Origin of the sequence: Grylomicrobium aquisgranense, assembly GCF_033971865.1 — a bacterium.
In the GTDB taxonomy this organism is placed as follows: domain Bacteria; phylum Bacillota_I; class Bacilli_A; order Erysipelotrichales; family Erysipelotrichaceae; genus Bulleidia; species Bulleidia massiliensis.
On the sequence record NZ_JALBUR010000005.1, the window covers coordinates 1 to 19,183 of the forward strand.

Below are 19,183 nucleotides of genomic sequence, written 5' to 3' on the forward strand. Positions count from 1 at the left end.
GTTAAACATGAGGATGTCCTCCTTTGTCCCGCCAATTATACTAAATTTGCCATTAAAGCACATCTTATTCACAAAATACAGCATGGCTGCTGTTTTCATTGCAATTTGAAAACCGCTTTGTTATAATTCCATCTGCTTGAAGAAACGGAGGTGTTATAAATGGCAAATATTAAGTCGCAGAAAAAGCGTGCACTCACAAATCTGAAGAGACAGAATGCCCTCGCTGGTGAAAAGAGTGCTCTGAAAACAGCAATCAAGGCAGTCAAGACTGCAGCTGCTGCAAATGACAAGGATGCAGCCGTGACAGCTATGAACCAGGCAAATAAACTTCTTGATAAGGCAATCGTCAGTGGTTTCAAGAAGAAGAATTATGTTGCCCGTCAGAAGTCCAGACTGCAGAAAGCTGTTAATAACATCGCCTGATAATTAAGAAGACTGCGGTCTTCTTTTTTGTATTATGAAACGGCTGAGGAATAACCCCCAGCCGTTTTTTCATATTTCATATATTGTCTGCATCCTGCAGGAAGGCATCCATGATCGATGCTTCTGCGCGCAGCTTTTTTGTATCGCTGCTTTCATCTTTGCGCAATGACAGGATGTGATGCAGCTTCTGTGTACGCCGCTTGAGAAAGCTGATATAGCCTTCTTCCGGATGCTTTGACAAGATGGGGCCAAGAATCAGATCTTCTTCTGTATACGGCACATCTGTCTTCTTTGGCACAAAAGCAATGGCTGTATAGTCATGCCTGTTTTCACTGATCACCCGTTCATCCGTGATTTTGTATTGCTTTGCAGCAATCCACCTGCGCATGGTGATAGGATCATCATTGGCTTCTGTGATAATCGCAGCAAACTGCGCTGTCCTGTCTGCGTCTGCATCCAGAATGGAAATGATCGTATGCACCCCCATGCCGGCAATGACCGCACATTGTGCATCCTGCGGCACGTTGGCAAACCCGTTGCTCAAAACAAGCGTGATTTCTTTCTCCATGTGGTTTGCGACAATGTTGGCAGCTGCCTGATGCAGGGGGCCTTTGCGGACATCACATGCATAGACACGTGCGGCTTTGTGCTGTTCGACAAGCATAACGGGCAGCCAGGCATGATCTGTGCCAATATCGGCAGTGACCAGCCCGGAAGGCACCATATCTGTCAGTACCTGCAGGCGCTTCATCATTCCATGAAGTCCTTGAGTTTGCGGGAACGGTTCGGATGCTTCAGCTTGCGCAGTGCCTTTGCTTCAATCTGGCGGATTCTCTCCCTTGTCACATTGAATTCCTTGCCAACTTCTTCCAGTGTTCTTGGCTTGCCGTCATACAGGCCGAACCGCATCCGCAGCACTTTCTCTTCACGGTCAGTCAGGCCGGAAAGGACATTGTCGATCTCATCTTTCAACAGCTGATTGTTGGCATATTCATCCGGGCTCATGGCATCCTTGTCTTCAATGAAATCACCAAGGTGGCTGTCATCCTCCTCACCGATTGGTGTTTCCAGCGAAACAGGTTCCAGAGCGATCTTCTGGATTTCCCGGACTTTGGCTGGTGAGATGCCGTCCATCTTGGCAGAGATTTCTTCAGCAGTTGGCTCCCGGCCCAGTTCCTGCACGAGCTGTCTCTGCACTCTGGTCAGCTTATTGATGGTTTCTACCATATGGACAGGAATACGGATGGTTCTGGCCTGATCCGCAATGGCACGGGTGATTGCCTGCCGAATCCACCAGGTAGCATACGTTGAAAACTTGAAACCTTTGCGGTAGTCAAACTTTTCTACTGCCTTGACCAGTCCCATGTTGCCTTCCTGGATCAGATCCAGAAACAGCATGCCTCTGCCAACATACTTTTTTGCAATGGAAACAACAAGGCGCAGGTTGCTGGAGATCAGAATATTGCGTGCTTCTTCATCGCCTTCTTCCACACGCCTGGCAATTTCGCGCTCATCTTCCGGCTTCAGCAGCGGCACTCTGCCGATTTCTTTCAGATACATTTTGACAGGATCATTCAGCTGCGTTGCCGCACTGGCATTGACGAGCTCTTCCGGAGCATATTTCTTTTTCAGAAGTTCTCCGATCTGATCGCGGTCCTCAACATCTCCTTCTTCCTCATCATTGCCAAGAGAGTCAGGCGCATCTTCCTCTTCTTCAGCAAGTTCATCGGCAATATCATCGTCTTCAGCGACATCAATGTCATTGTCCGCAAACCATGTCCACAGGCTGTCAATCTCATCATCGTCCAGATCCAGATTTTCCAAAGAGGCCATGACATCTTTCTGATACAGCACGCCGTCATGCTGGTAGACGGCGGCATAATCCTGCTTCAGTTCATCAAGTGTTTTGATCCGGCTGCCGCCTGCTTCATGCACATAGGGATCAATGACGCCGCTCTTCTTTGCAGAAGATGCCCCTCCATAAGCAGCGCCATGGCGGGCTGCACTGTCCGTTTTTTTCTCACTGCTTGTTTTCTTCATCCAGGTACCTCCTTAGTTGGCTGACACATTCTGTATACTGCTTCATCAGCAGCGCTCTGCTCTGCGGATTCAGATCCGTCAGCAGCTGCTGTTTATAGGCATCTGCTTCATTCTGCAGATAGGTAATTTTCACGCGGCGGATCGCGCCTGACAACATGCTTGCATCAAAGTCCATCTCATAGGCCTCGCTGCACACAAGCGCACTGATCAGATCACGAATCTGCTGATCCTGGGTGCGGTCCATCAATACCTGCGGATCGGCTTTGCCCTGCTGGTGCACCATTTCCAGAATCATCACAGCCAGGGTCTGGCGCTGCGGATTGAGCAGATAGCCAAGTTCATCTTCAAAGATTCTGGATGCCCCGGGATATTTGAGCATCATCATCAGAATCTGCTCCTCAGCCTTGTCGTTGCCTGCGGCCGGCGCCACATGGGAAACATGAAGCTGCGATGATGGCATCGGTACGCTGATCTCTTCCTGCCTGGGGGTATAGACCGCCTGGATTCCGGTGATTCTGGATGCCTGATCCAGCAGATATTTCCGGTCCATTTCATCGGTGATGGTTTCCGCAATCTGGCTGGCCTGGGTGATGAATTCTTTTTTCTCCAGATAGGAATTCAGATTGGTGCGCTTTTCCATGTAGGAAAGATAGAAGTCCATCCAGGAAATTTCCTTCGCAGCCAGATTCTGAAGTGCTTCTTTCCCGTCCTGCCGCAGGATTTCATCCGGATCCTTGCCGGTGCGGTTGTCGATGACCGCAACCTCACAGTTTTCTTTTCTGGCCATCTGGACAGCGCGCCAGGTCGCATTCTGGCCTGCCTGATCGCCATCATAGCAGAACACAAGGAGCGGTGCCAGATGGCGGATCAGACGGATCTGTTCCTGGGTACAGGCAGTGCCCAGTGTACAGACTGCATTGGCAATGCCTGCTCTGTCAAAGGCAATGACATCTGTCACGCCTTCACAGATATAGATTCTGCCTGCCCGGCGTGCTTCTTCCTTTGCCCGATGGGCATTGTAGACAAGCTGGCCTTTGACATAGATCTCGGTCTGCGTCGTATTGATATATTTGGCTGGATTGTCAGGGTCCATCGTACGTGCACTGAAGCCAACCGGATTGCCATAGGCATCGTGTATGGGAAAGGTGATACGGCTGGCAAAGACATCCTGCATACCCTGTGAAGTAATCCGTGAGACATTGACTGCCGTCAGAGTCTGATCTTCATAGTGCTTGGCATGCAGAAAACGGGTCAGGGAATCCCCTTCCGGATTCCAGCCGATCTGAAACCGCTCCAGTGTATGGTCATCCATGCCGCGTCCTTTCAGATAGCTGCGGGCAGCAGCACCATCGGTGCTGTTGAGTTCATACATCGTGTAGTTAATGGTTTCCTGCAGGGCATCATACAGCTTCTGACGATGCGGATCAACCTCCCTTTTTTTCTTTACCGGTGATGAAGACAGTGGGAAGCCGATCATGTCGGCCACTTTTCCAACAGCTTCTGGAAAGGAGACATGCTCATAGCGCTGTACAAAGGAGAAGACATTGCCGCCAGCGCCGCAGACAAAGCATTTATAGATCTGCATGTCAGGATTGATGTTCAGGGAAGGATCATGATCATCATGAAAAGGGCAGACTGCTTTATACATCCTGCCCTGTTTGTGTACCTGCAGATAATGGGAAATGACATCTACGATATCTGCTTTGGCGCGAACAGCATTGATTTCATCTTCAGAAAGATATGCCATGGGCCCCCTTTGTTAATCAGTATCAGAAACGAATGGCCTTGTTGATGCGGGAACGGACCTCCTCTACGCTCAGTCTTTCCTGTGCCATGGTATCACGGTCACGAATGGTTACCGTACCGTCTTCCATCGTCTGATCATCCACCGTGATGCAGTAAGGCGTTCCTACTTCATCCATACGGCGGTAGCGTTTGCCGATTGAACCGGCATCATCATATGCAACAGCAAAATCATAGGACAAAGAGCGGTAAATCTCCTGTGCCTTCTCACTGTGTGCTTTCTTCTTCAGCGGCAGAATAGCTGCCTTGACCGGTGCCAGAACCGGATGGAAATGCATGACGATTCTGGTATCGCCATTTTCCAGCTTTTCTTCATCATATGCATCAGTGAAGAACATGAAGAACAGTCTTTCCACACCGACAGCCGGTTCCACGACATACGGCAAAAACTTCTCATTGGTGGTCGGATCAAGATAGGTCAGATCCTTGCCGGAAGCTTCCTGATGACGTCCCAGATCGTAATCTGTACGGTCAGCGATGCCCCAAAGCTCACCCCAGCCCCACGGGAACTTATACTCAATATCGGTTGTGGCCTTGGAATAGAAGCTCAGCTCTTCCTTGGCATGATCACGGAACCGCAGCATTTCCTTCGTTCCGCCCAGAGACAGGATCCAGTCCATGCAGAACTGCCGCCAGTAAGGGAACCACTTGTCATCCTCTCCCGGATGGCAGAAGAATTCCATTTCCATCTGCTCAAATTCACGGGTACGGAAAATAAAGTTGCCAGGTGTAATCTCATTGCGGAAAGACTTGCCGATCTGGCCGATGCCAAACGGCAGCTTCTTGCGGTAGGCACGCTGTACGTTCTTGAAATCAACAAACATGCCCTGGGCTGTTTCCGGACGCAGATAAACGGTGCTCTTGGCATCTTCGACAGTGCCCTGGAATGTCTTGAACATCAGATTGAACTGACGGATCGGTGTGAAATTATGCTTGCCGCAGTCAGGGCATGGAATCTTGTTGTCTTCAATGAACTTTTCCATCTGTTCATTGGTCCAGCCTTCACAGCTGACCTTGCCATTGGACCATTCTTCAATCAGCTGGTCGGCGCGGTGTCTTGTATGGCACTCGCGGCAGTCCATCAGCGGATCAGAGAATCCCTTGAGATGGCCGGATGCTTCCCAGACCTTCGGATTCATCAGAATCGCTGCCTGAATCTCAACATTGTTGGGATCTTCCTGAATGAACTTCTTCTGCCATGCGCGCTTGATATTATCCTTGAGCATGACGCCATAGGGGCCAAAGTCCCATGTGTTGCTCAGACCGCCGTAGATCTCGGATCCCTGAAATACAAATCCTGTATTTTTTGCATGTGAGACAATGAGATCAAACGTTTTTTCCTTTTCCATGCTATCCTCCTGAAATTTTGTTAAACGCTAACAGTTTAACACTTCCCTCTTTACCTTTCAATGTGCATAAAGCTCCTGCAGGAACGCAAAAGAGCGCAGCGTGATGCCGCCGTACTGGTGCAGAAAGTCCACCAGGGCGGTGACATCATCCCAGCTGGCACCCCCTGCCTGCATCACGGCATCATAGTGATGCAGACCAGCTTTGCAGATGAGGCGGAAACGCTTTAAATCAGCTGCAGGAGAAAGCGGCACGCCAAGCTTGGCGGCATCATCGCGGCATAAAAAGCCCCCTGCCTGCACGGACAGGGCACTGACTTCTTTCTTTGCGCATACCGTGCATTCATCGACGTCCGGTGCCATGCCGGAAATGCGCAGCACATCACCCAGATATAAAGCAAGCACAGCTGTCATGTCATCACCGTGATCCAGCATGTCCAGGCTTTGTTTCAGCAGATCATACATCTGTGAAGAAAGGCTCTGCTCGCCTGGCAGCAGTAAGGCATCCGCACATTCACACAGCACGGCAGCCCCTGCTGAAGCATCCAGGTCTTCATGCAGATGGCGGCGCAGGGCAATGGTTTCCGCTGTGCGCAGCCGGAACATGGTCCTGCCGGGATGGTAGTCAAAAAGAAAGCTGGCGGAGGTATATGGCAGCAGTGAAGCACCGTTGCGGCTGGTGATTTTCCGGGCCCCGGGCGCCGAAAAACTGATCTTGCCATATTCTCTGCTCAGCACGCTGAGAAGCACATCTTTTTCCCGGTAATCACTCTGTTTGAGAATGATGACGTCCAAACGGTCATTCATCGCGGAAGGCACCGCCATAGCCGTATTCAGAAATACGGGCGTCCTTGGAGCGCCACTCGCTTTCTACTCTGACAAACAGTGTCAGATAGACATGGACACCCAGCAGCTTCTCCAGATCCACTCTGGCCATGGAGCCGATCTTTTTGAGCATCGATCCGCCCTTGCCGATCATGATGCCCTTCTGGCCTTCTCTTTCCACCAGGATCATAGCCTGAATCTCACAGCCTTTTTTTGTGAATTTCTTGCTTTCAACAATGACAGCAGAGGCATGCGGAACTTCTTTTTCCGTGCATTCCAGCACCTTCTCACGGATGATTTCCGCAATGCGGAAGTTCTCAGGTTCATCCGTGACTTCTTTGGCATCATACAGCAGACCGCCCTCAGGCAGATAGGATGCCGTTGTCTTGATCAGATCCTCAAAGGAGGAAGAAAATTTCGCACTGAGTGGAAAATACTGGGCAAAGTCATAGCGCTGCTGCCATTGGCCAAGAATCTGCAGTATCTGTTCCTTTGACATCATATCTACCTTGTTCAGGATCAGAAAGACAGGTACGCCTGCCTGCTTTACCATGTTGAGAACATAGGCATCTCCGGAAGAGAATGGTGCACTGCCATCCACGACCAGATAAATCAGGTCGACGCCCTGGATGACATCAGCGGATTCGCGGTTCATTCTGGCGCCAAGTCTGTCCTTGGCCTTATGAATACCGGGTGTATCCGTGAAAACAATCTGGCAGTCAGAGTCTGTATAGATGCCTCTGATCTCAGAGCGTGTTGTCTGTGCCTTGGGTGAAACAATCGCTACTTTTTCTTTAACCAGGGCATTGATCAAAGTACTTTTGCCGGCATTCGGCCTGCCAGCCAGGGCAACAAATCCACTTCTCATATGTTTCCTTTCAAATGTACTGCCAGAATGACCATCGCCGTCACAAGGGCTGCCGCAGATGCCGCAAGCACTGCACCTGCCGCAATATCTTTAATTACCTTGATGCGGGCATCAATTTCCGTGCTGTACATATCGCAGATTTTTTCGATGCATGTGTTGAGCATTTCAGCTGTGATCACCATGCCGATACAGATGATGACAGCCACCCATTCCCCGGCAGTCAGCTTCATGATGCAGCCTGCCGCAATTGCACATGCCGCAAGTTCATACTGGATACGGACAGAACGGTGGCCAAGGCCGTCTGCGATGCCGGCAAAGGCAGCTTTAAACTTATTGATCATCGCGCGGCACAATCGGATCCAGAATCTTTTCCTGCAGGGCAAACATGACCTTTTCATCTTCCGGCTTCATGTGGTCATAGCCAAGGCAGTGCAGCAGGCCATGCGTGAACAGGAAACAGACTTCCCGCTTCAAGCTGTGGCCGTATTCCTTTGCCTGGCGGCGGGCATAGTTGATATTGATGAACAGATCGCCCAGATCTTTTTCACCATCATCAATCAGATCCGGACTGTCATTGATGGCAAAGCTGATGACATCTGTCGGCCTGTCAATGCCGCGGTAATCCCGGTTGATCTTATGAATCGCGGCAGAGCGTACAAAAGTCACACTGATCTCGCATGTCTGGGACAGATGAAGCTGTTTCTCAGCTGCTGCACCAATCTTTTCAAACAGTGCCTGGTATCCCTGCACATCCTCATTGGTACGGTTATAAATCGTAATTTCCATGATTTTTCCTTCTATGCTTACAAACGGGAATATGCTGCTTTGACGGTAATACCGCTGAGATTGCCCAGTCTGCCGCACAGTGCGGAAATGACATCACCCGGCGCATCCATGGCAATTGAGATCAGTGAAATATTCCGTTTGGAATAAGGCAGTCCCATCCGGCCGATAATATACTGGCTGTATTCATGCAGGATTTCATTCAGGCTGCTGACCTGGTTGGTGTCTTCTACGACAATGGCAAGCATTGCAATTCTGCTTTCTTCCATATTCTCTCCTTCTCCCCATGCAGATATCTGCTTTTCTTAATGATAGCACAGCTGCCTGTTTCCTTCCTGCACACTGTTGCCCATCAACCCGGATGCAAAACAGGATTTATTGATTTTTCGTATGCACATCCAGCATCTGCAGCGGCACATGTTTTTCTTCCAGTAGATCCACAATTTCTGGATGTTTGTCCAGACGGGCACCGAAAACGGCTGCCCGCCTGCCGCTGGCATCATAGATCATGAACATCTTTTTTCTGGCAATCACTTCACTGACATCAGAATATGCCCAGTAGTGATTTCTGCCAAATGCCTGTACCAGGCGGATCCCATCCTCTTCAAAGATCATGCCGGATTTATAATGATCATAAATCAGTCCCCAGCCGATGAGGGCAACAATCAGTACCAGCCAGATCATGGCGCCTGCTGCCTCTTTGGTTTCCTTTGAACTGAACAGGTACATGACCAAAATAACCGTAAAAATACCGGCGGTCAGTACGCCGACTGCCATGGAGCTGTCTTCTTCTTTGAGTTCAATCTTGTGCATACACTGCTCTCCTTTGCATGTATGGTATGCTTTCCTGATGTGCGGTGCAAGCATGCCTTGACACACCAGCTTCATTTTGTATAATACAGCCGAAAAAACACGAGTGGATTTTTCCGGATGAACAATCACCTTTTCGCCACACGACATCAGGCCATGTGGATTTTTTTTGGCCAAAAGGAGGGATATGATGCAGGGAAATACAATGAAAGAGCGGCCTTTGGTACCGCTGATACTGACCATGACCATTCCGATGATGCTGTCAATGCTGGTTAACAGTCTTTATAACATTGTCGACAGTTTTTTTGTGGCGAAGATGGGTGAGGATGCAATGAGCGCATTATCACTGGTATATCCCATCCAGAACCTGATCGGGGCTGCTGCGATTGGCTATGGTGTCGGCATCAATGCCGTCATTTCGTTTTATCTTGGTGCCGGAAAGCAGAAGAAGGCAGATCAGGCTGCTTCACTTGGCATGCGGCTTTCTGTTGTGCACGGCCTTGTACTTGGCATACTGGGAACTCTTGTCATGCCAGGGTTTCTGGCCATGTTTACAGACAATGCGCAGATTATTTCCTATGGTGTGCGCTATGCCGTTGTGGCGTTTGCTTTCAGCTTTGTCAGTAACAGCGGCATTGCCTTTGAAAAAGTGTTCCAGGCTGTGGGACAGATGAATGTGACAGTGGTATCCCTGGCAGCAGGATGTCTGTTTAATATCGTCATGGATCCTGTCCTGATCTTTGGCATTGGCTTCTTTCCCAGAATGGGCATGGAAGGTGCAGCTCTGGCAACCGGTCTTGGCCAGATGGTAAGCCTGCTGATCTACATCATCCGCAATCACCGCCGCCCGCTGCCTGTACATGTTGGCATGCACCGCTGCAAAGACGATGCCAGGATGGCTGGAAGAATCTATGCTGTGGGTATTCCGGCCACGTTGAATCTGGCGCTTCCATCCCTTCTGATCACGTGCCTCAATGGCATTCTTGCCCGGTTTGCGCCGGTCTATATTCTGGTGCTTGGCATTTATTACAAACTGCAGACATTCCTTTATCTGCCTTCCTCCGGCATCATTCAGGGTATGCGGCCCCTGCTTGGCTTTAACTATGGTGCCCAAGAATATGACCGTGTGAAGAAGATCATCTCGATTGTGCTTGTCATGATATTGATTCTGATGGGTGCCGGCACGTTCCTTTTCATGGCATATCCTGACTGGCTGATGGGCCTGTTTACATCCAATACAGAAACCATCCGGGCTGGCAGCCAGGCATTGCGCATCATTGCCGCAGGCTTCATTGTATCGGCTGTTTCCGTGACCGCCTCTGGTGCTCTGGAAGGTTTATCCAAGGGCACCCAGTCATTGTGGATTTCTTTATTCCGGTATGTGATTCTGATTGTGCCGCTCGCCTTCCTTCTGTCACATCTGTTTGGCGCGGCAGGTGTCTTCCATGCCTTCTGGGTGAGTGAAGCACTCAGTGCTGTCATTTCCTGGCTCATCATGAAAAAAGCAGTGCCCGGCGGATCCGCTGAAAGCACTGCTGTTATCGAACAGTAATCACTGTTCTGATTTTTCTGTTTCAAGAATTCTGATATCGGCTGCCGTTTTCACCATGGGCACTGTACCTGTCATCTGCCCCAGAAGACTGCGCAGCTTTTTTTCATCCTCATGAGAGCCATGAAGCAGGACAGCATCTATGCCTTCTGACAAGGCACAGCGGATATCCGTATCCACTTCATTGCCGATCAGCAGCGTATTGGCAGTCTCAAGTTCCTGTTCTTTGACCATCTGCTGCAGGAAGGAAGCTGCTGGTTTGCGCAGGCCATAGTCAGATGAGATATAAATGGCGTCAAAATAGCGCTTCAGGCCGGAGGCATCGATCTCAGGCATTGTAAACAAAGACTGGGCATTGGTAAACAGGATGACTCTGGCTCCACGCCGTTTCAGATTGCGCAATACGGCAGATGTATGGGGATATACGCGCAGATGTTTGCGTGAAAGGATGCGGAAGAAGTTGCCGACCGCAATGGCCCACTCGCTGCCTGCAATTTCATCAATCGTTTCTGAGTGTGCCCGGCGGCGCAGATCATAGACGTTTCTACCGCACACAGACAGCGATACGTAATGATTAAACGGGGATTCCAGCAGCAGTCTTGCAAAAACGCGGCCAAGATTGATCTCGACATCATTGCACTGTTTCTTTCTGCGCAGGATGTTTTCTTCATCATGAACCATCATCAGATATTCTTCATGCAGGATCTTTGGCTTGTAGTCAGCGCCATAGCAGCTGTAGAATTCAGCCATGCGCCGCCACAGGTCCTGGCTCTCTTCATCTGTCAGGATATCCACCAGGGTGCCGTAGAAATCAAAAATATAATTGTCGTACTGCCGCATAAAACACCTCTTGTTTGAAAAGGGAGCACGCCATCAACGTGCTCCCCTGACTTTGTGATTGTCAGTATAGTGCTTTCAGTCAGCGAATTCCAGATTCAGTCCGGATTCTTTGCCAAAGACATGGACAACGTTGCCGGAGAATGTAAAGGCAACGGTATCGCCAAGCTGATAGTGTCTGCCATCGAGATCCAGCGTCGGCACAATGATGATGCTGTCATGGCCCTCTGCATTGATATGCAGATGGTAAGCAGAACCCATCATTTCCGAAACATCTACCTTGCCTTCAATCATGGCACCCGGTACATTTTCAAGAGAGATATGATCCGGTCTGACACCGACGGTGACATCCTGTTCTGCCACATTGTGAGCAGCCAGGTTCTTCTGCTTGTCTTCAGAAAGAACAACCTTGGCAGCACCAACCGTTACAGCATATTTGCCATTGGCGTCCTTGACAAGACGGCCATCATAGAAGTTCATCTGCGGCATGCCGATGAAGCCTGCAACGAACAGGTTGCGCGGATGATCATAGACTTCCTGCGGTGTGCCAACCTGCTGGATGCGGCCATCTTTCATGACGACGATGCGGTCGCCAAGGGTCATGGCTTCGGTCTGGTCATGGGTGACATACATGAAGGTGGAATCGATTCTCTGACGCAGCTTGATGATCTCAGCACGCATCTGGTTTCTCAGTTTGGCGTCGAGGTTGGACAGCGGCTCATCCATCAGCAGTACTTTCGGATCACGGACAATCGCACGTCCGATGGCAACTCTCTGTCTCTGGCCGCCGGACAAAGCCTTTGGCTTTCTGTCCAGATACTGGGTGATGCCCAGAGTTTCAGCAGCCTGATTGACTTTCTTATCAATTTCATCCTTCGGCAGTTTGCGCAGTTTCAGCGGGAATTCCAGATTCTGACGCACCGTCATATGCGGATACAGTGCATAGTTCTGGAAGACCATGGCGATATCACGGTCCTTAGGCTGAACATCATTCATTCTCTTGCCGTCAATCAGAAGATCACCCTTGGTGATTTCCTCAAGGCCGGCAACCATACGCAGGGTTGTGGACTTGCCGCATCCGGAAGGACCGACCAGAACAATGAACTCATGATCCGCGATCGAAAGGTTGAAGTCTTCAACGGCAACAACGCCTTCTTCTGTCACCTTGAGATTTGTCTTTTTCTCATGATGATGTTTCTTCTTGCCTTCGGTGTTTGGATAGATTTTTTCGATGTGCTTTAACTCTACTGTTGACATGTTTTTTTGCCCCTTTCAAACAGTGAAAGAATTTTGAAACGGTCCGCGACAAATGCCCTGCTTTCCGTTTGCTGGCAGAGGGTTCTTCCTTCCCTCAGTAAGCCTTTTTCAATGGCTTGACTGTCTCACCGGCGATGACCCTGAACCCAACCGTTTCATGAACAGGTCTGCGGTCGTAATTGATTCTCAGCAGCAGGTCTTCCACGCCCCTGCGGGCAATGTTCTGCGCATCCTGGCGAATGGTCGAAAGACGCGGAATGGAATACCTGGCATAGGGAATGCCATCATAGCCGATCAGTGACAGATCATCCGGTATACGCCGGCCGCTGTCAACAGCAGCCCGCATGGCACCAAGGGCAATGATATCGCCCATGGCAAAGATTGCCGTCAAAGACGGATCACGGTGCAGAAGAATATCAGCAGCCTCATAGCCGTCGCGCAGAGAGAATCTGCATGGCTGATACTGCAGTGCTGGATCAAACGGGATCTTGTGGCGGGCAAAGATTTTTTCACAGCCTGCCAGTCTCTGGAAGTCGATGTGGCCTTCATCTGTTTCATTGGCGGAACCACCGATGATGCCGATCCGTGTATGTCCTGCCCGGATCAGATAATCGATGGCTTCCTGAGAAGCAGCCGTATCATCCGTTGTGAAGGATGAGAGGTTATCGAAGCCAAGACCTGCCGCACTGTTAGTCAGCAGTACCGACGGCACCTCAATCTTGCCAAAATCATGGCGAAAATACTCGATGTTGCCGCCAAGGAAGATCAGCCCTTTCGGCCTTCTTTCCAGACAGATCTGCACTGCCGCAAGCACTTCGTTGGCAAAGTCATCAATGTACTCCACCACTGCTTCTTCGCCATTCTCTCTCAGCAGTGTCTGAATGTTTTCAACAATGGATCCAAAGAAGACATTCATGCGTCCTTTGACCAGAATCGTAATGCTGGAATACGTTCTCTGCTTGAGCAGCTTGGCATTGCTGTTTGGCTGATAGCCTTCGCGTTCGATGACCTCCTGTACCTTTTTACGTGTTTCTTCCGATACATCAGGATGATTGTTCAGCACTCTTGAGATTGTCCCGATACTGTACCCGGAAAGCCTTGCAATATCCTTGATTGTTGTCATCCGGGCCTCCTGTCTAACCGTTGTAAACATTACCGGAAACGTTTACAGTTATTATTCTATGAAAGCGCTGCCAGATTGTCAATCACTTTTGGCATGGCAGCGTATCAATTTCTGGTATAAAGCTGTTTTCCTCAGATGCTTCAATGCGGCTTCTGCTGCTGGTTATTCCGCATCTCCATGCGAAGACGGTCAAGTTCCTGCTTGCGTGCCTGCACACGCTTTTCAAGTCCCTGGTCTGTCGGAACATAATAGTGGGTCCCCTCCAGAGAATCCGGCAGACACTGCAGACCGGTAATATGTTCCTTGTAGTCATGGGCATACTGGTAATCACGCCCATAGCCAAGATTCTTCATCAGATTTGTTTCGGCATTGCGCAAAGCCAGAGGAACCGGTTCTGCTTCCATGTGCCGGGCATCCTGGGCAGCTTTTGTATACGCAAGGTATAAGGCATTTGATTTGGGGGCAATGGCACAATACACCACAGCATGGGTCAGATGGACAGAGCATTCCGGCATGCCAAGAAACTGGCAGGCATGATAGGCATTGATCGCAACGGTGAGTGCTCCTGAATCTGCCATGCCGATGTCTTCCGAGGCAAAACGTACAACTCGTCTGGCAATGTACAAGGGATCTTCGCCTGCCTCCAGCATTCTTGCCAGCCAGTAGACGGCTGCATCCGCATCCGAATTCCGCATGGATTTATGAAGTGCAGAAATCAGATTATAGTGTTCCTCGCCATTGCGGTCATACAGCAGTGTCTTTTCCTGAATGCACTGATCGACAATCTCTTTAGTCACAACGGATTCTCTGCCTGAACCGGCACCGTTCATGACAGAAAGTTCCAGGGTATTCAAAGCGGTTCTGGCATCTCCGTTTGCATAGGAGGCAATCAATTCAAGAAGGCTGTCATCGATCGTCACCTGCCATGTGCCAAATCCCCTTTCATCCATCAGGGCATGCTTTTCAATCTGCACCAAACTTTCCTTTGACAATGGTTCCAGCACAAATACCCTGCAGCGGGACAGCAGAGCGTTATTCAGCTCAAAAGAAGGATTTTCCGTGGTAGCTCCGATCAGAATGACAGAACCGCGCTCTACATAGGGAAGAAACGCATCCTGCTGAGCCTTATTAAAACGATGAATCTCATCCACAAACAGGATCGTCTTTCTGCCCATTTTCCTGCTTTGCTCTGCCTTGTCCATCACCTGGCGGATTTCCTTGATACCGGAAGTAACAGCCGAAAAATTGACAAAATCTGATCGGGTGGAATGGGCAATAATACGGGCAAGCGTTGTTTTGCCGGTGCCGGGAGGTCCCCAGAAAATCATGGACTGAACTTCGTCAGTCTCAATCATCCTGCGCAGGATTTTCCCTTTGCCAAGCAGCTGCTGCTGGCCTATATATTCTGATAAATCCGATGGCCGCATACGGTCGGCAAGCGGTCTGGAGGAACTCGTATCATCAAAGAGAGACTGCTGTTCCATAGAATTCATAACTCCTTCAGCGATGCAAACATGCAGGCAGATACATGACACCGTGCAACTTTCATCGCTTTTTCTTCTTCATTGTAGTCAATTTGGCTCAAAGCGTGCATCTTCTCCAAAAGAAAACAGGAAGGTACAGGATCATGCCCGCATCCTTCCTGCAATCAGTCCTGACCAGAAGTATCCTTGTCTGCTTTGGTTACCCTTCCTTCCACGACATTGTAGATCTCATCCGACAATGACAGTAAAGACTGGCCATCATGGCAGGCAAGAACAATCAGAGCCCCTCTTTCCTTATGCCTGATCATGATTTGCTTGATTTTCTCAACACTTTCCTCATCCAGAGCATTGAAAGGTTCATCCAGCAGGATGATATCCGGTTTCTCCATGAAGCAGCACGCCAGACCGAGCTTCTGCTTCATGCCAAGTGAATACTTTTTGTATGTTCTTGCATCATGCGGATCAAGCCCTGTCTCTGCCAAAGCCTCTTCAATGTCCTGTCGGGAAGCAATTTCCTTGAGAGAGGCGATCATTTCCAGATTTTTATATCCGGTAAAGTTGTCAAGAAAAGCAGGCGATTCAATCAGGGCACCTACAGACCGCGGGAAAGAGATATTTTTCCTCAGCTTTTCGCCATCTACTTCCACATAACCGCTGGTTGGATAGATCAGTCCGCAAAGAGCTCTCAGCAGCATCGTCTTGCCGCTGCCATTTACTCCCTTCAGGCCATAGATTCTGCCGCTTTCCAGGGATAATGACACATCCTCCAGAATGACTCTGCCTTTGATGATTTTGCTATAGTTTACTACATTGATCCGCGTCATCTCTCTCACTCTCTTTCCAGATAGTCGTATTTCTTCAGTATCAACTTACCTGCAGCCCAGAAAACTGCTATACACAATAGTTCAATCCATATGCCGGCAGCCGGATCCACACTATCCATTGTCATACCGTCAAAGGTGTTTTCCTGCACATTTCTTACAATCATGGAATAGTTCCCGATCAGAAATTTTGACATATAGAAATCCGAGCAAAGGATATATAACAGTGATGCCAGAAATGCATAGGCGGGCCGGATTAACAACTGCAGGAAGATATATGCCTGTCCCATCGTTTCCGCCGTCAGCCACGGCATCACAAAGACGCTCCGGTACAGATCCAAAGCTGTATGTCTTTCCAGATGGATATTGGAGCACATCCGCACAAGCTCAGGATGTGCTGTAAATACTTCTTTTGAGATTGGAACTGTCACTAAAAACGCGATGACAAGAATTTCCAGATAAAATAAACCGACCGCAACAATGCCGTAAATCATCTTCGCCAGATACCAACTTGTCGAATGGGTGCACCGCAGAAGATACTGCTGTCCCAGCCTGGTTCTGTCATCGCTTGGATAGCTGCCAATGATATACAGGGCATACATCTGTGTCGTCAGCCACATGATCGGTATTTCATACTTTACATGTGGATCCGGCAGTGTAAATACTTTTCCTTTGAACAGGTACAGGCAGAAATCCATATAACTGGGTTCGAACTGATGCGGACCATAGCTAAAGAAACCATTGACATGCTCACGGAAATTAAAGAAGAAAATGAGAATCAAGGGAATTGCCCAAAGATATTTCCATCTGTTCTGATAGATGCCGGTGCGTATGTCACGCGATGATAATTTCAAAATTTCCTGCCCAAAACTTTTTCCTTTATGCATAATTTCACCACAGGTCATTCAGCTTTACCACCGTCTTTTCAGGATAGAGCCTGAAACTCAGACGCAGAGGAACCTGATCCAGAAGACTCCCCTCAGCTACGCCATAACTATCACCATATTCAATATAGGGCAGCAGGATTTCCCTTGTTTCCTGCGGCTGCAAAACAAGTCCCTCCTGCCCAATATCGTTAATATCCATAGCCGAAAATAATTCTATACTGTTGGCATAATCCGGTGAGCTGATCATCACGCCTGAAAAAGGAACATTCTGTTCATTCTCGGATTGATTTGTCACCCGCAGTCTGACCAGGATCACCTGTATATTATAAGAAGCCTCAAAGTCCTCTTCCTTCATATGCAGGTCATACAAATCACAAAATTCCGTCAATGAAAGTCCCTCAACATCAGTCACTTCCAATTGAAAAGGTCCGATCGTAAATGGTTCCTGCATTGCATACACCACCTGCGTGCCCCGGGGATAACGAATATGCTGCTTCACAATCAGAATGGAACAAAAGGCAAAAAATACTGTCACAACACCAATAATGATTTTCTTCAGCATTTGTTCTGCCTCCTATCCGATCGTCTCATCATTTCTGCCTGCATAAACAAGTCCCAGAATTCCAGGTACCAGAATACACAATGCCCCCAGCAGACAAAACAGATAAGAACTGATATAGGCGCGATTCATTGTGATCAATGCATCAAACGCAAATTCAGGATGCTGCAGGGCTGTCATCAGAGAATTCTGAAATAAATAGACCAGAAACGGAAACAGAAGAGGAATAAATGCATTGGAAACAAATATTCCAACCGCACAGGCAAGCACCGAGAATGCACCGCCATACATAAAACTGTTGAAAAGATAAATCAGAATATAAATGAACGGATGGGAATAGTACAGCCTGCTGAATACATGCCCATGGACGACAACCCCAAATCCCGCTTCCACCATTGGTACAAGAGAAGAAAACTGAGCAGCATTCAGGAAAATGTTAACAATCAGCGGTATCAGAATGGTAATTCCACCAACAAGGAAACTGCAGACTCCCTTTTCCGCATAGTATTGTTTTCTGCCAACGTGCAGGAACACTTGTTTCACATATCCTGTCGTATGGTCTTTTGTCACATAGTCTCCCATGGCAAAAGCCGCGCACAGCGGCATCGCAATGAAATAGAAATGATCCAAAATCGAATCCCCCATACCAGCGCCAATCCATTTATCATACCAGGTAAAAGGATAATAAGCTTCAAGCCAGCTCACATGAAATTCCGGTGCCGCCGCAAAAGGCTGTTTCGCCACATTCCAAAGCGTTTGTCCATAGGGATATGTGTTCCAAACATATGAGAGCACAACAACTGCAATCTCAACCAATATCAAAATGCAGAAACGCCTGCTGTGAAGAATCCGTTTCAAGTCAATTTTCAATAGCTTTTTCATGATTATACTCCTTGGCTGAAGAATCAAAACTCTCATTGAATTCCTCTAAGCATCCACATCGTATATGCATCCTCATTATGGGTTTCCATCAGAGAAGACCCTATTGTTGCTAATACGCCAATATGGAGATCGGTATCAAACACTTCTTTGGGAATAGCAAATATGTAGCGTACCGTTTTCGTTTCGCCATTCTGCAAATCATAGATCACATAATTATTTGGTCCCATTTCCACAAAGCTGTCTCCATCTTTTCTAAGACATAGGTTTTTCTGATTCCAATAGTACCATTCTCCCTGGTCATCCAGAATATATACCTGTAAGAAAGATTGATATGTCGATAAATAATGAATGACATCGCCTGTATTTGTTATGTCCATATCTACCGTCAGTAATGTATATTGCGGTTTCAGATTGCCATTGTCATCAAACGCTTTGTTATAATACCAGGCATTTTTATTTAGCCCCTCACCCGTTGCTTTTCCATCACTGGCTTCTTCCATGCTGTCACTCACAAAATAATCGATGATTTTCAGCTGCAGATTACCTGCCTGCTCATCCGAAAAATCTTTGCCCTCGTATTCATTAAGATCCTTGTCTCTTTCATAGATGCGCTGAATCGCCTTGTTTTCATATTGGCTGTTCCCCGCTTTGGGATTTTTCATCGTTTCAAGATATTCATTATGAATCGCTTCTAACAGATGATCTTCGGGAAACGGAGTAGGCTCCATGGCTTTGGCAGTCTTCGATGGAATTAATGATAAAAGACTGTTTTTGAGAAAGGAGCGGTTTACATAGGCAAAGGCGCAAAGCAGAAAGATCCCAGCCATAATAAATATGACATTGTTTTTCTTTTTCATCACAGACTCCTTTGCAAAAACAAGGGCAA

21 protein-coding genes are annotated in these 19,183 nt (G+C 48.4%); 2 read left to right on the forward strand and 19 right to left on the reverse strand.

What is annotated here, in order from left to right:
• Nucleotides 1-159: 159 nt before the first annotated feature.
• Nucleotides 160-423 (forward strand): 30S ribosomal protein S20, encoded by a 264-nt coding sequence (rpsT, locus tag MOZ60_RS03110; RefSeq protein ID WP_108774012.1) that lies wholly within the window; start codon nt 160-162, stop codon nt 421-423.
• 76 nt (nt 424-499) lie between these two features.
• Here rpsT and MOZ60_RS03115 read toward each other — a convergent pair whose 3' ends face one another.
• From MOZ60_RS03115 to MOZ60_RS03160, 10 genes are all read right to left on the reverse strand, one after another.
• Nucleotides 500-1,177 (reverse strand): tRNA (adenine(22)-N(1))-methyltransferase, encoded by a 678-nt coding sequence (locus MOZ60_RS03115; RefSeq protein ID WP_370595614.1) that lies wholly within the window; start codon nt 1,175-1,177, stop codon nt 500-502.
• A complete protein-coding gene (gene rpoD, locus MOZ60_RS03120) occupies nt 1,174-2,463 on the reverse strand; it encodes an RNA polymerase sigma factor RpoD (RefSeq protein ID WP_370595615.1) in 1,290 nt (429 codons plus the stop codon). Before rpoD ends, MOZ60_RS03115 begins: the two co-directional genes overlap by 4 nt.
• Nucleotides 2,444-4,210, reverse strand: a complete 1,767-nt coding sequence (gene dnaG, locus MOZ60_RS03125; RefSeq protein ID WP_277655494.1) for a DNA primase — start codon at nt 4,208-4,210, stop codon at nt 2,444-2,446. Before dnaG ends, rpoD begins: the two co-directional genes overlap by 20 nt.
• A gap of 22 nt (nt 4,211-4,232) precedes the next feature.
• On the reverse strand, nt 4,233-5,615 hold the full coding sequence (locus MOZ60_RS03130; protein WP_277008696.1) for a glycine--tRNA ligase: 1,383 nt from the start codon (nt 5,613-5,615) through the stop codon (nt 4,233-4,235).
• A 57-nt stretch (nt 5,616-5,672) separates the two neighbouring features.
• Entirely contained in the window at nt 5,673-6,419 is a 747-nt protein-coding gene (recO, locus tag MOZ60_RS03135; protein ID WP_370595616.1) for a DNA repair protein RecO, read from the reverse strand.
• Nucleotides 6,412-7,305: a GTPase Era gene (gene era, locus MOZ60_RS03140; RefSeq protein WP_108774019.1), complete on the reverse strand. Its 894-nt coding sequence runs from the start codon at nt 7,303-7,305 to the stop codon at nt 6,412-6,414. Before era ends, recO begins: the two co-directional genes overlap by 8 nt.
• Complete coding sequence (locus tag MOZ60_RS03145; RefSeq protein WP_370595617.1) at nt 7,302-7,646, reverse strand: diacylglycerol kinase family protein; 345 nt, start codon at nt 7,644-7,646, stop codon at nt 7,302-7,304. The genes era and MOZ60_RS03145 overlap by 4 nt, the downstream gene beginning before the upstream one ends.
• Complete coding sequence (ybeY, locus tag MOZ60_RS03150; RefSeq protein WP_277635178.1) at nt 7,636-8,091, reverse strand: rRNA maturation RNase YbeY; 456 nt, start codon at nt 8,089-8,091, stop codon at nt 7,636-7,638. Before ybeY ends, MOZ60_RS03145 begins: the two co-directional genes overlap by 11 nt.
• A 17-nt stretch (nt 8,092-8,108) precedes the next feature.
• Nucleotides 8,109-8,357, reverse strand: a complete 249-nt coding sequence (locus MOZ60_RS03155; protein WP_277653344.1) for a TM1266 family iron-only hydrogenase system putative regulator — start codon at nt 8,355-8,357, stop codon at nt 8,109-8,111.
• Between the two features lie 106 nt (nt 8,358-8,463).
• A complete protein-coding gene (locus tag MOZ60_RS03160) occupies nt 8,464-8,901 on the reverse strand; it encodes a hypothetical protein (protein ID WP_370595618.1) in 438 nt (145 codons plus the stop codon).
• A gap of 184 nt (nt 8,902-9,085) precedes the next feature.
• On the opposite strand from MOZ60_RS03160, the gene MOZ60_RS03165 reads away from it, so the two are divergent.
• A complete protein-coding gene (locus MOZ60_RS03165) occupies nt 9,086-10,450 on the forward strand; it encodes an MATE family efflux transporter (RefSeq protein WP_370595619.1) in 1,365 nt (454 codons plus the stop codon).
• On the opposite strand, the gene MOZ60_RS03170 is transcribed toward MOZ60_RS03165, so the two are convergent.
• The 9 genes from MOZ60_RS03170 to MOZ60_RS03210 form a co-directional block, all read right to left on the reverse strand.
• The gene (locus tag MOZ60_RS03170; protein WP_370595620.1) at nt 10,451-11,287 is read right to left on the reverse strand and encodes an HAD family hydrolase; all 837 of its coding nucleotides are present in this window, start codon (nt 11,285-11,287) and stop codon (nt 10,451-10,453) included.
• A gap of 75 nt (nt 11,288-11,362) precedes the next feature.
• Nucleotides 11,363-12,541 carry an ABC transporter ATP-binding protein gene (locus MOZ60_RS03175; protein WP_108774026.1) on the reverse strand — a complete coding sequence of 393 codons (1,179 nt, stop codon included), beginning with the start codon at nt 12,539-12,541 and terminating at the stop codon, nt 11,363-11,365.
• Nucleotides 12,542-12,635: 94 nt separating this feature from the next.
• Complete coding sequence (locus tag MOZ60_RS03180) at nt 12,636-13,664, reverse strand: LacI family DNA-binding transcriptional regulator (protein WP_277635181.1); 1,029 nt, start codon at nt 13,662-13,664, stop codon at nt 12,636-12,638.
• Between the two features lie 140 nt (nt 13,665-13,804).
• The gene (locus MOZ60_RS03185) at nt 13,805-15,148 is read right to left on the reverse strand and encodes a replication-associated recombination protein A (protein WP_370595666.1); all 1,344 of its coding nucleotides are present in this window, start codon (nt 15,146-15,148) and stop codon (nt 13,805-13,807) included.
• A 164-nt stretch (nt 15,149-15,312) separates the two neighbouring features.
• A complete protein-coding gene (locus tag MOZ60_RS03190) occupies nt 15,313-15,972 on the reverse strand; it encodes an ABC transporter ATP-binding protein (protein ID WP_370595621.1) in 660 nt (219 codons plus the stop codon).
• Between the two features lie 5 nt (nt 15,973-15,977).
• On the reverse strand, nt 15,978-16,823 hold the full coding sequence (locus MOZ60_RS03195) for a hypothetical protein (RefSeq protein ID WP_370595622.1): 846 nt from the start codon (nt 16,821-16,823) through the stop codon (nt 15,978-15,980).
• A 37-nt stretch (nt 16,824-16,860) separates the two neighbouring features.
• Nucleotides 16,861-17,418 (reverse strand): DUF5028 domain-containing protein, encoded by a 558-nt coding sequence (locus MOZ60_RS03200; protein WP_370595623.1) that lies wholly within the window; start codon nt 17,416-17,418, stop codon nt 16,861-16,863.
• A 12-nt stretch (nt 17,419-17,430) separates the two neighbouring features.
• Nucleotides 17,431-18,297, reverse strand: coding sequence for a hypothetical protein (locus MOZ60_RS03205; protein WP_370595624.1), 867 nt, complete (start codon nt 18,295-18,297; stop codon nt 17,431-17,433).
• Between the two features lie 32 nt (nt 18,298-18,329).
• On the reverse strand, nt 18,330-19,154 hold the full coding sequence (locus MOZ60_RS03210; RefSeq protein WP_370595625.1) for a hypothetical protein: 825 nt from the start codon (nt 19,152-19,154) through the stop codon (nt 18,330-18,332).
• Nucleotides 19,155-19,183: the final 29 nt, after the last annotated feature.

Excerpts from the sequence above, each read along its gene's own strand:
- rpsT (WP_108774012.1), top strand. The coding sequence starts at position 160 with ATGGCAAATATTAAGTCGCAGAAAAAGCGTGCACTCACAAATCTGAAG.
- MOZ60_RS03115 (WP_370595614.1), bottom strand. The coding sequence starts at position 1,177 with ATGATGAAGCGCCTGCAGGTACTGACAGATATGGTGCCTTCCGGGCTG.
- rpoD (WP_370595615.1), bottom strand. The coding sequence starts at position 2,463 with ATGAAGAAAACAAGCAGTGAGAAAAAAACGGACAGTGCAGCCCGCCAT.
- dnaG (WP_277655494.1), bottom strand. The coding sequence starts at position 4,210 with ATGGCATATCTTTCTGAAGATGAAATCAATGCTGTTCGCGCCAAAGCA.
- MOZ60_RS03130 (WP_277008696.1), bottom strand. The coding sequence starts at position 5,615 with ATGGAAAAGGAAAAAACGTTTGATCTCATTGTCTCACATGCAAAAAAT.
- recO (WP_370595616.1), bottom strand. The coding sequence starts at position 6,419 with ATGAATGACCGTTTGGACGTCATCATTCTCAAACAGAGTGATTACCGG.
- era (WP_108774019.1), bottom strand. The coding sequence starts at position 7,305 with ATGAGAAGTGGATTTGTTGCCCTGGCTGGCAGGCCGAATGCCGGCAAA.
- MOZ60_RS03145 (WP_370595617.1), bottom strand. The coding sequence starts at position 7,646 with ATGATCAATAAGTTTAAAGCTGCCTTTGCCGGCATCGCAGACGGCCTT.
- ybeY (WP_277635178.1), bottom strand. The coding sequence starts at position 8,091 with ATGGAAATTACGATTTATAACCGTACCAATGAGGATGTGCAGGGATAC.
- MOZ60_RS03155 (WP_277653344.1), bottom strand. The coding sequence starts at position 8,357 with ATGGAAGAAAGCAGAATTGCAATGCTTGCCATTGTCGTAGAAGACACC.
- MOZ60_RS03160 (WP_370595618.1), bottom strand. The coding sequence starts at position 8,901 with ATGCACAAGATTGAACTCAAAGAAGAAGACAGCTCCATGGCAGTCGGC.
- MOZ60_RS03165 (WP_370595619.1), top strand. The coding sequence starts at position 9,086 with ATGATGCAGGGAAATACAATGAAAGAGCGGCCTTTGGTACCGCTGATA.
- MOZ60_RS03170 (WP_370595620.1), bottom strand. The coding sequence starts at position 11,287 with ATGCGGCAGTACGACAATTATATTTTTGATTTCTACGGCACCCTGGTG.
- MOZ60_RS03175 (WP_108774026.1), bottom strand. The coding sequence starts at position 12,541 with ATGTCAACAGTAGAGTTAAAGCACATCGAAAAAATCTATCCAAACACC.
- MOZ60_RS03180 (WP_277635181.1), bottom strand. The coding sequence starts at position 13,664 with ATGACAACAATCAAGGATATTGCAAGGCTTTCCGGGTACAGTATCGGG.
- MOZ60_RS03185 (WP_370595666.1), bottom strand. The coding sequence starts at position 15,148 with ATGGAACAGCAGTCTCTCTTTGATGATACGAGTTCCTCCAGACCGCTT.
- MOZ60_RS03190 (WP_370595621.1), bottom strand. The coding sequence starts at position 15,972 with ATGACGCGGATCAATGTAGTAAACTATAGCAAAATCATCAAAGGCAGA.
- MOZ60_RS03200 (WP_370595623.1), bottom strand. The coding sequence starts at position 17,418 with ATGCTGAAGAAAATCATTATTGGTGTTGTGACAGTATTTTTTGCCTTT.
- MOZ60_RS03205 (WP_370595624.1), bottom strand. The coding sequence starts at position 18,297 with ATGAAAAAGCTATTGAAAATTGACTTGAAACGGATTCTTCACAGCAGG.
- MOZ60_RS03210 (WP_370595625.1), bottom strand. The coding sequence starts at position 19,154 with ATGAAAAAGAAAAACAATGTCATATTTATTATGGCTGGGATCTTTCTG.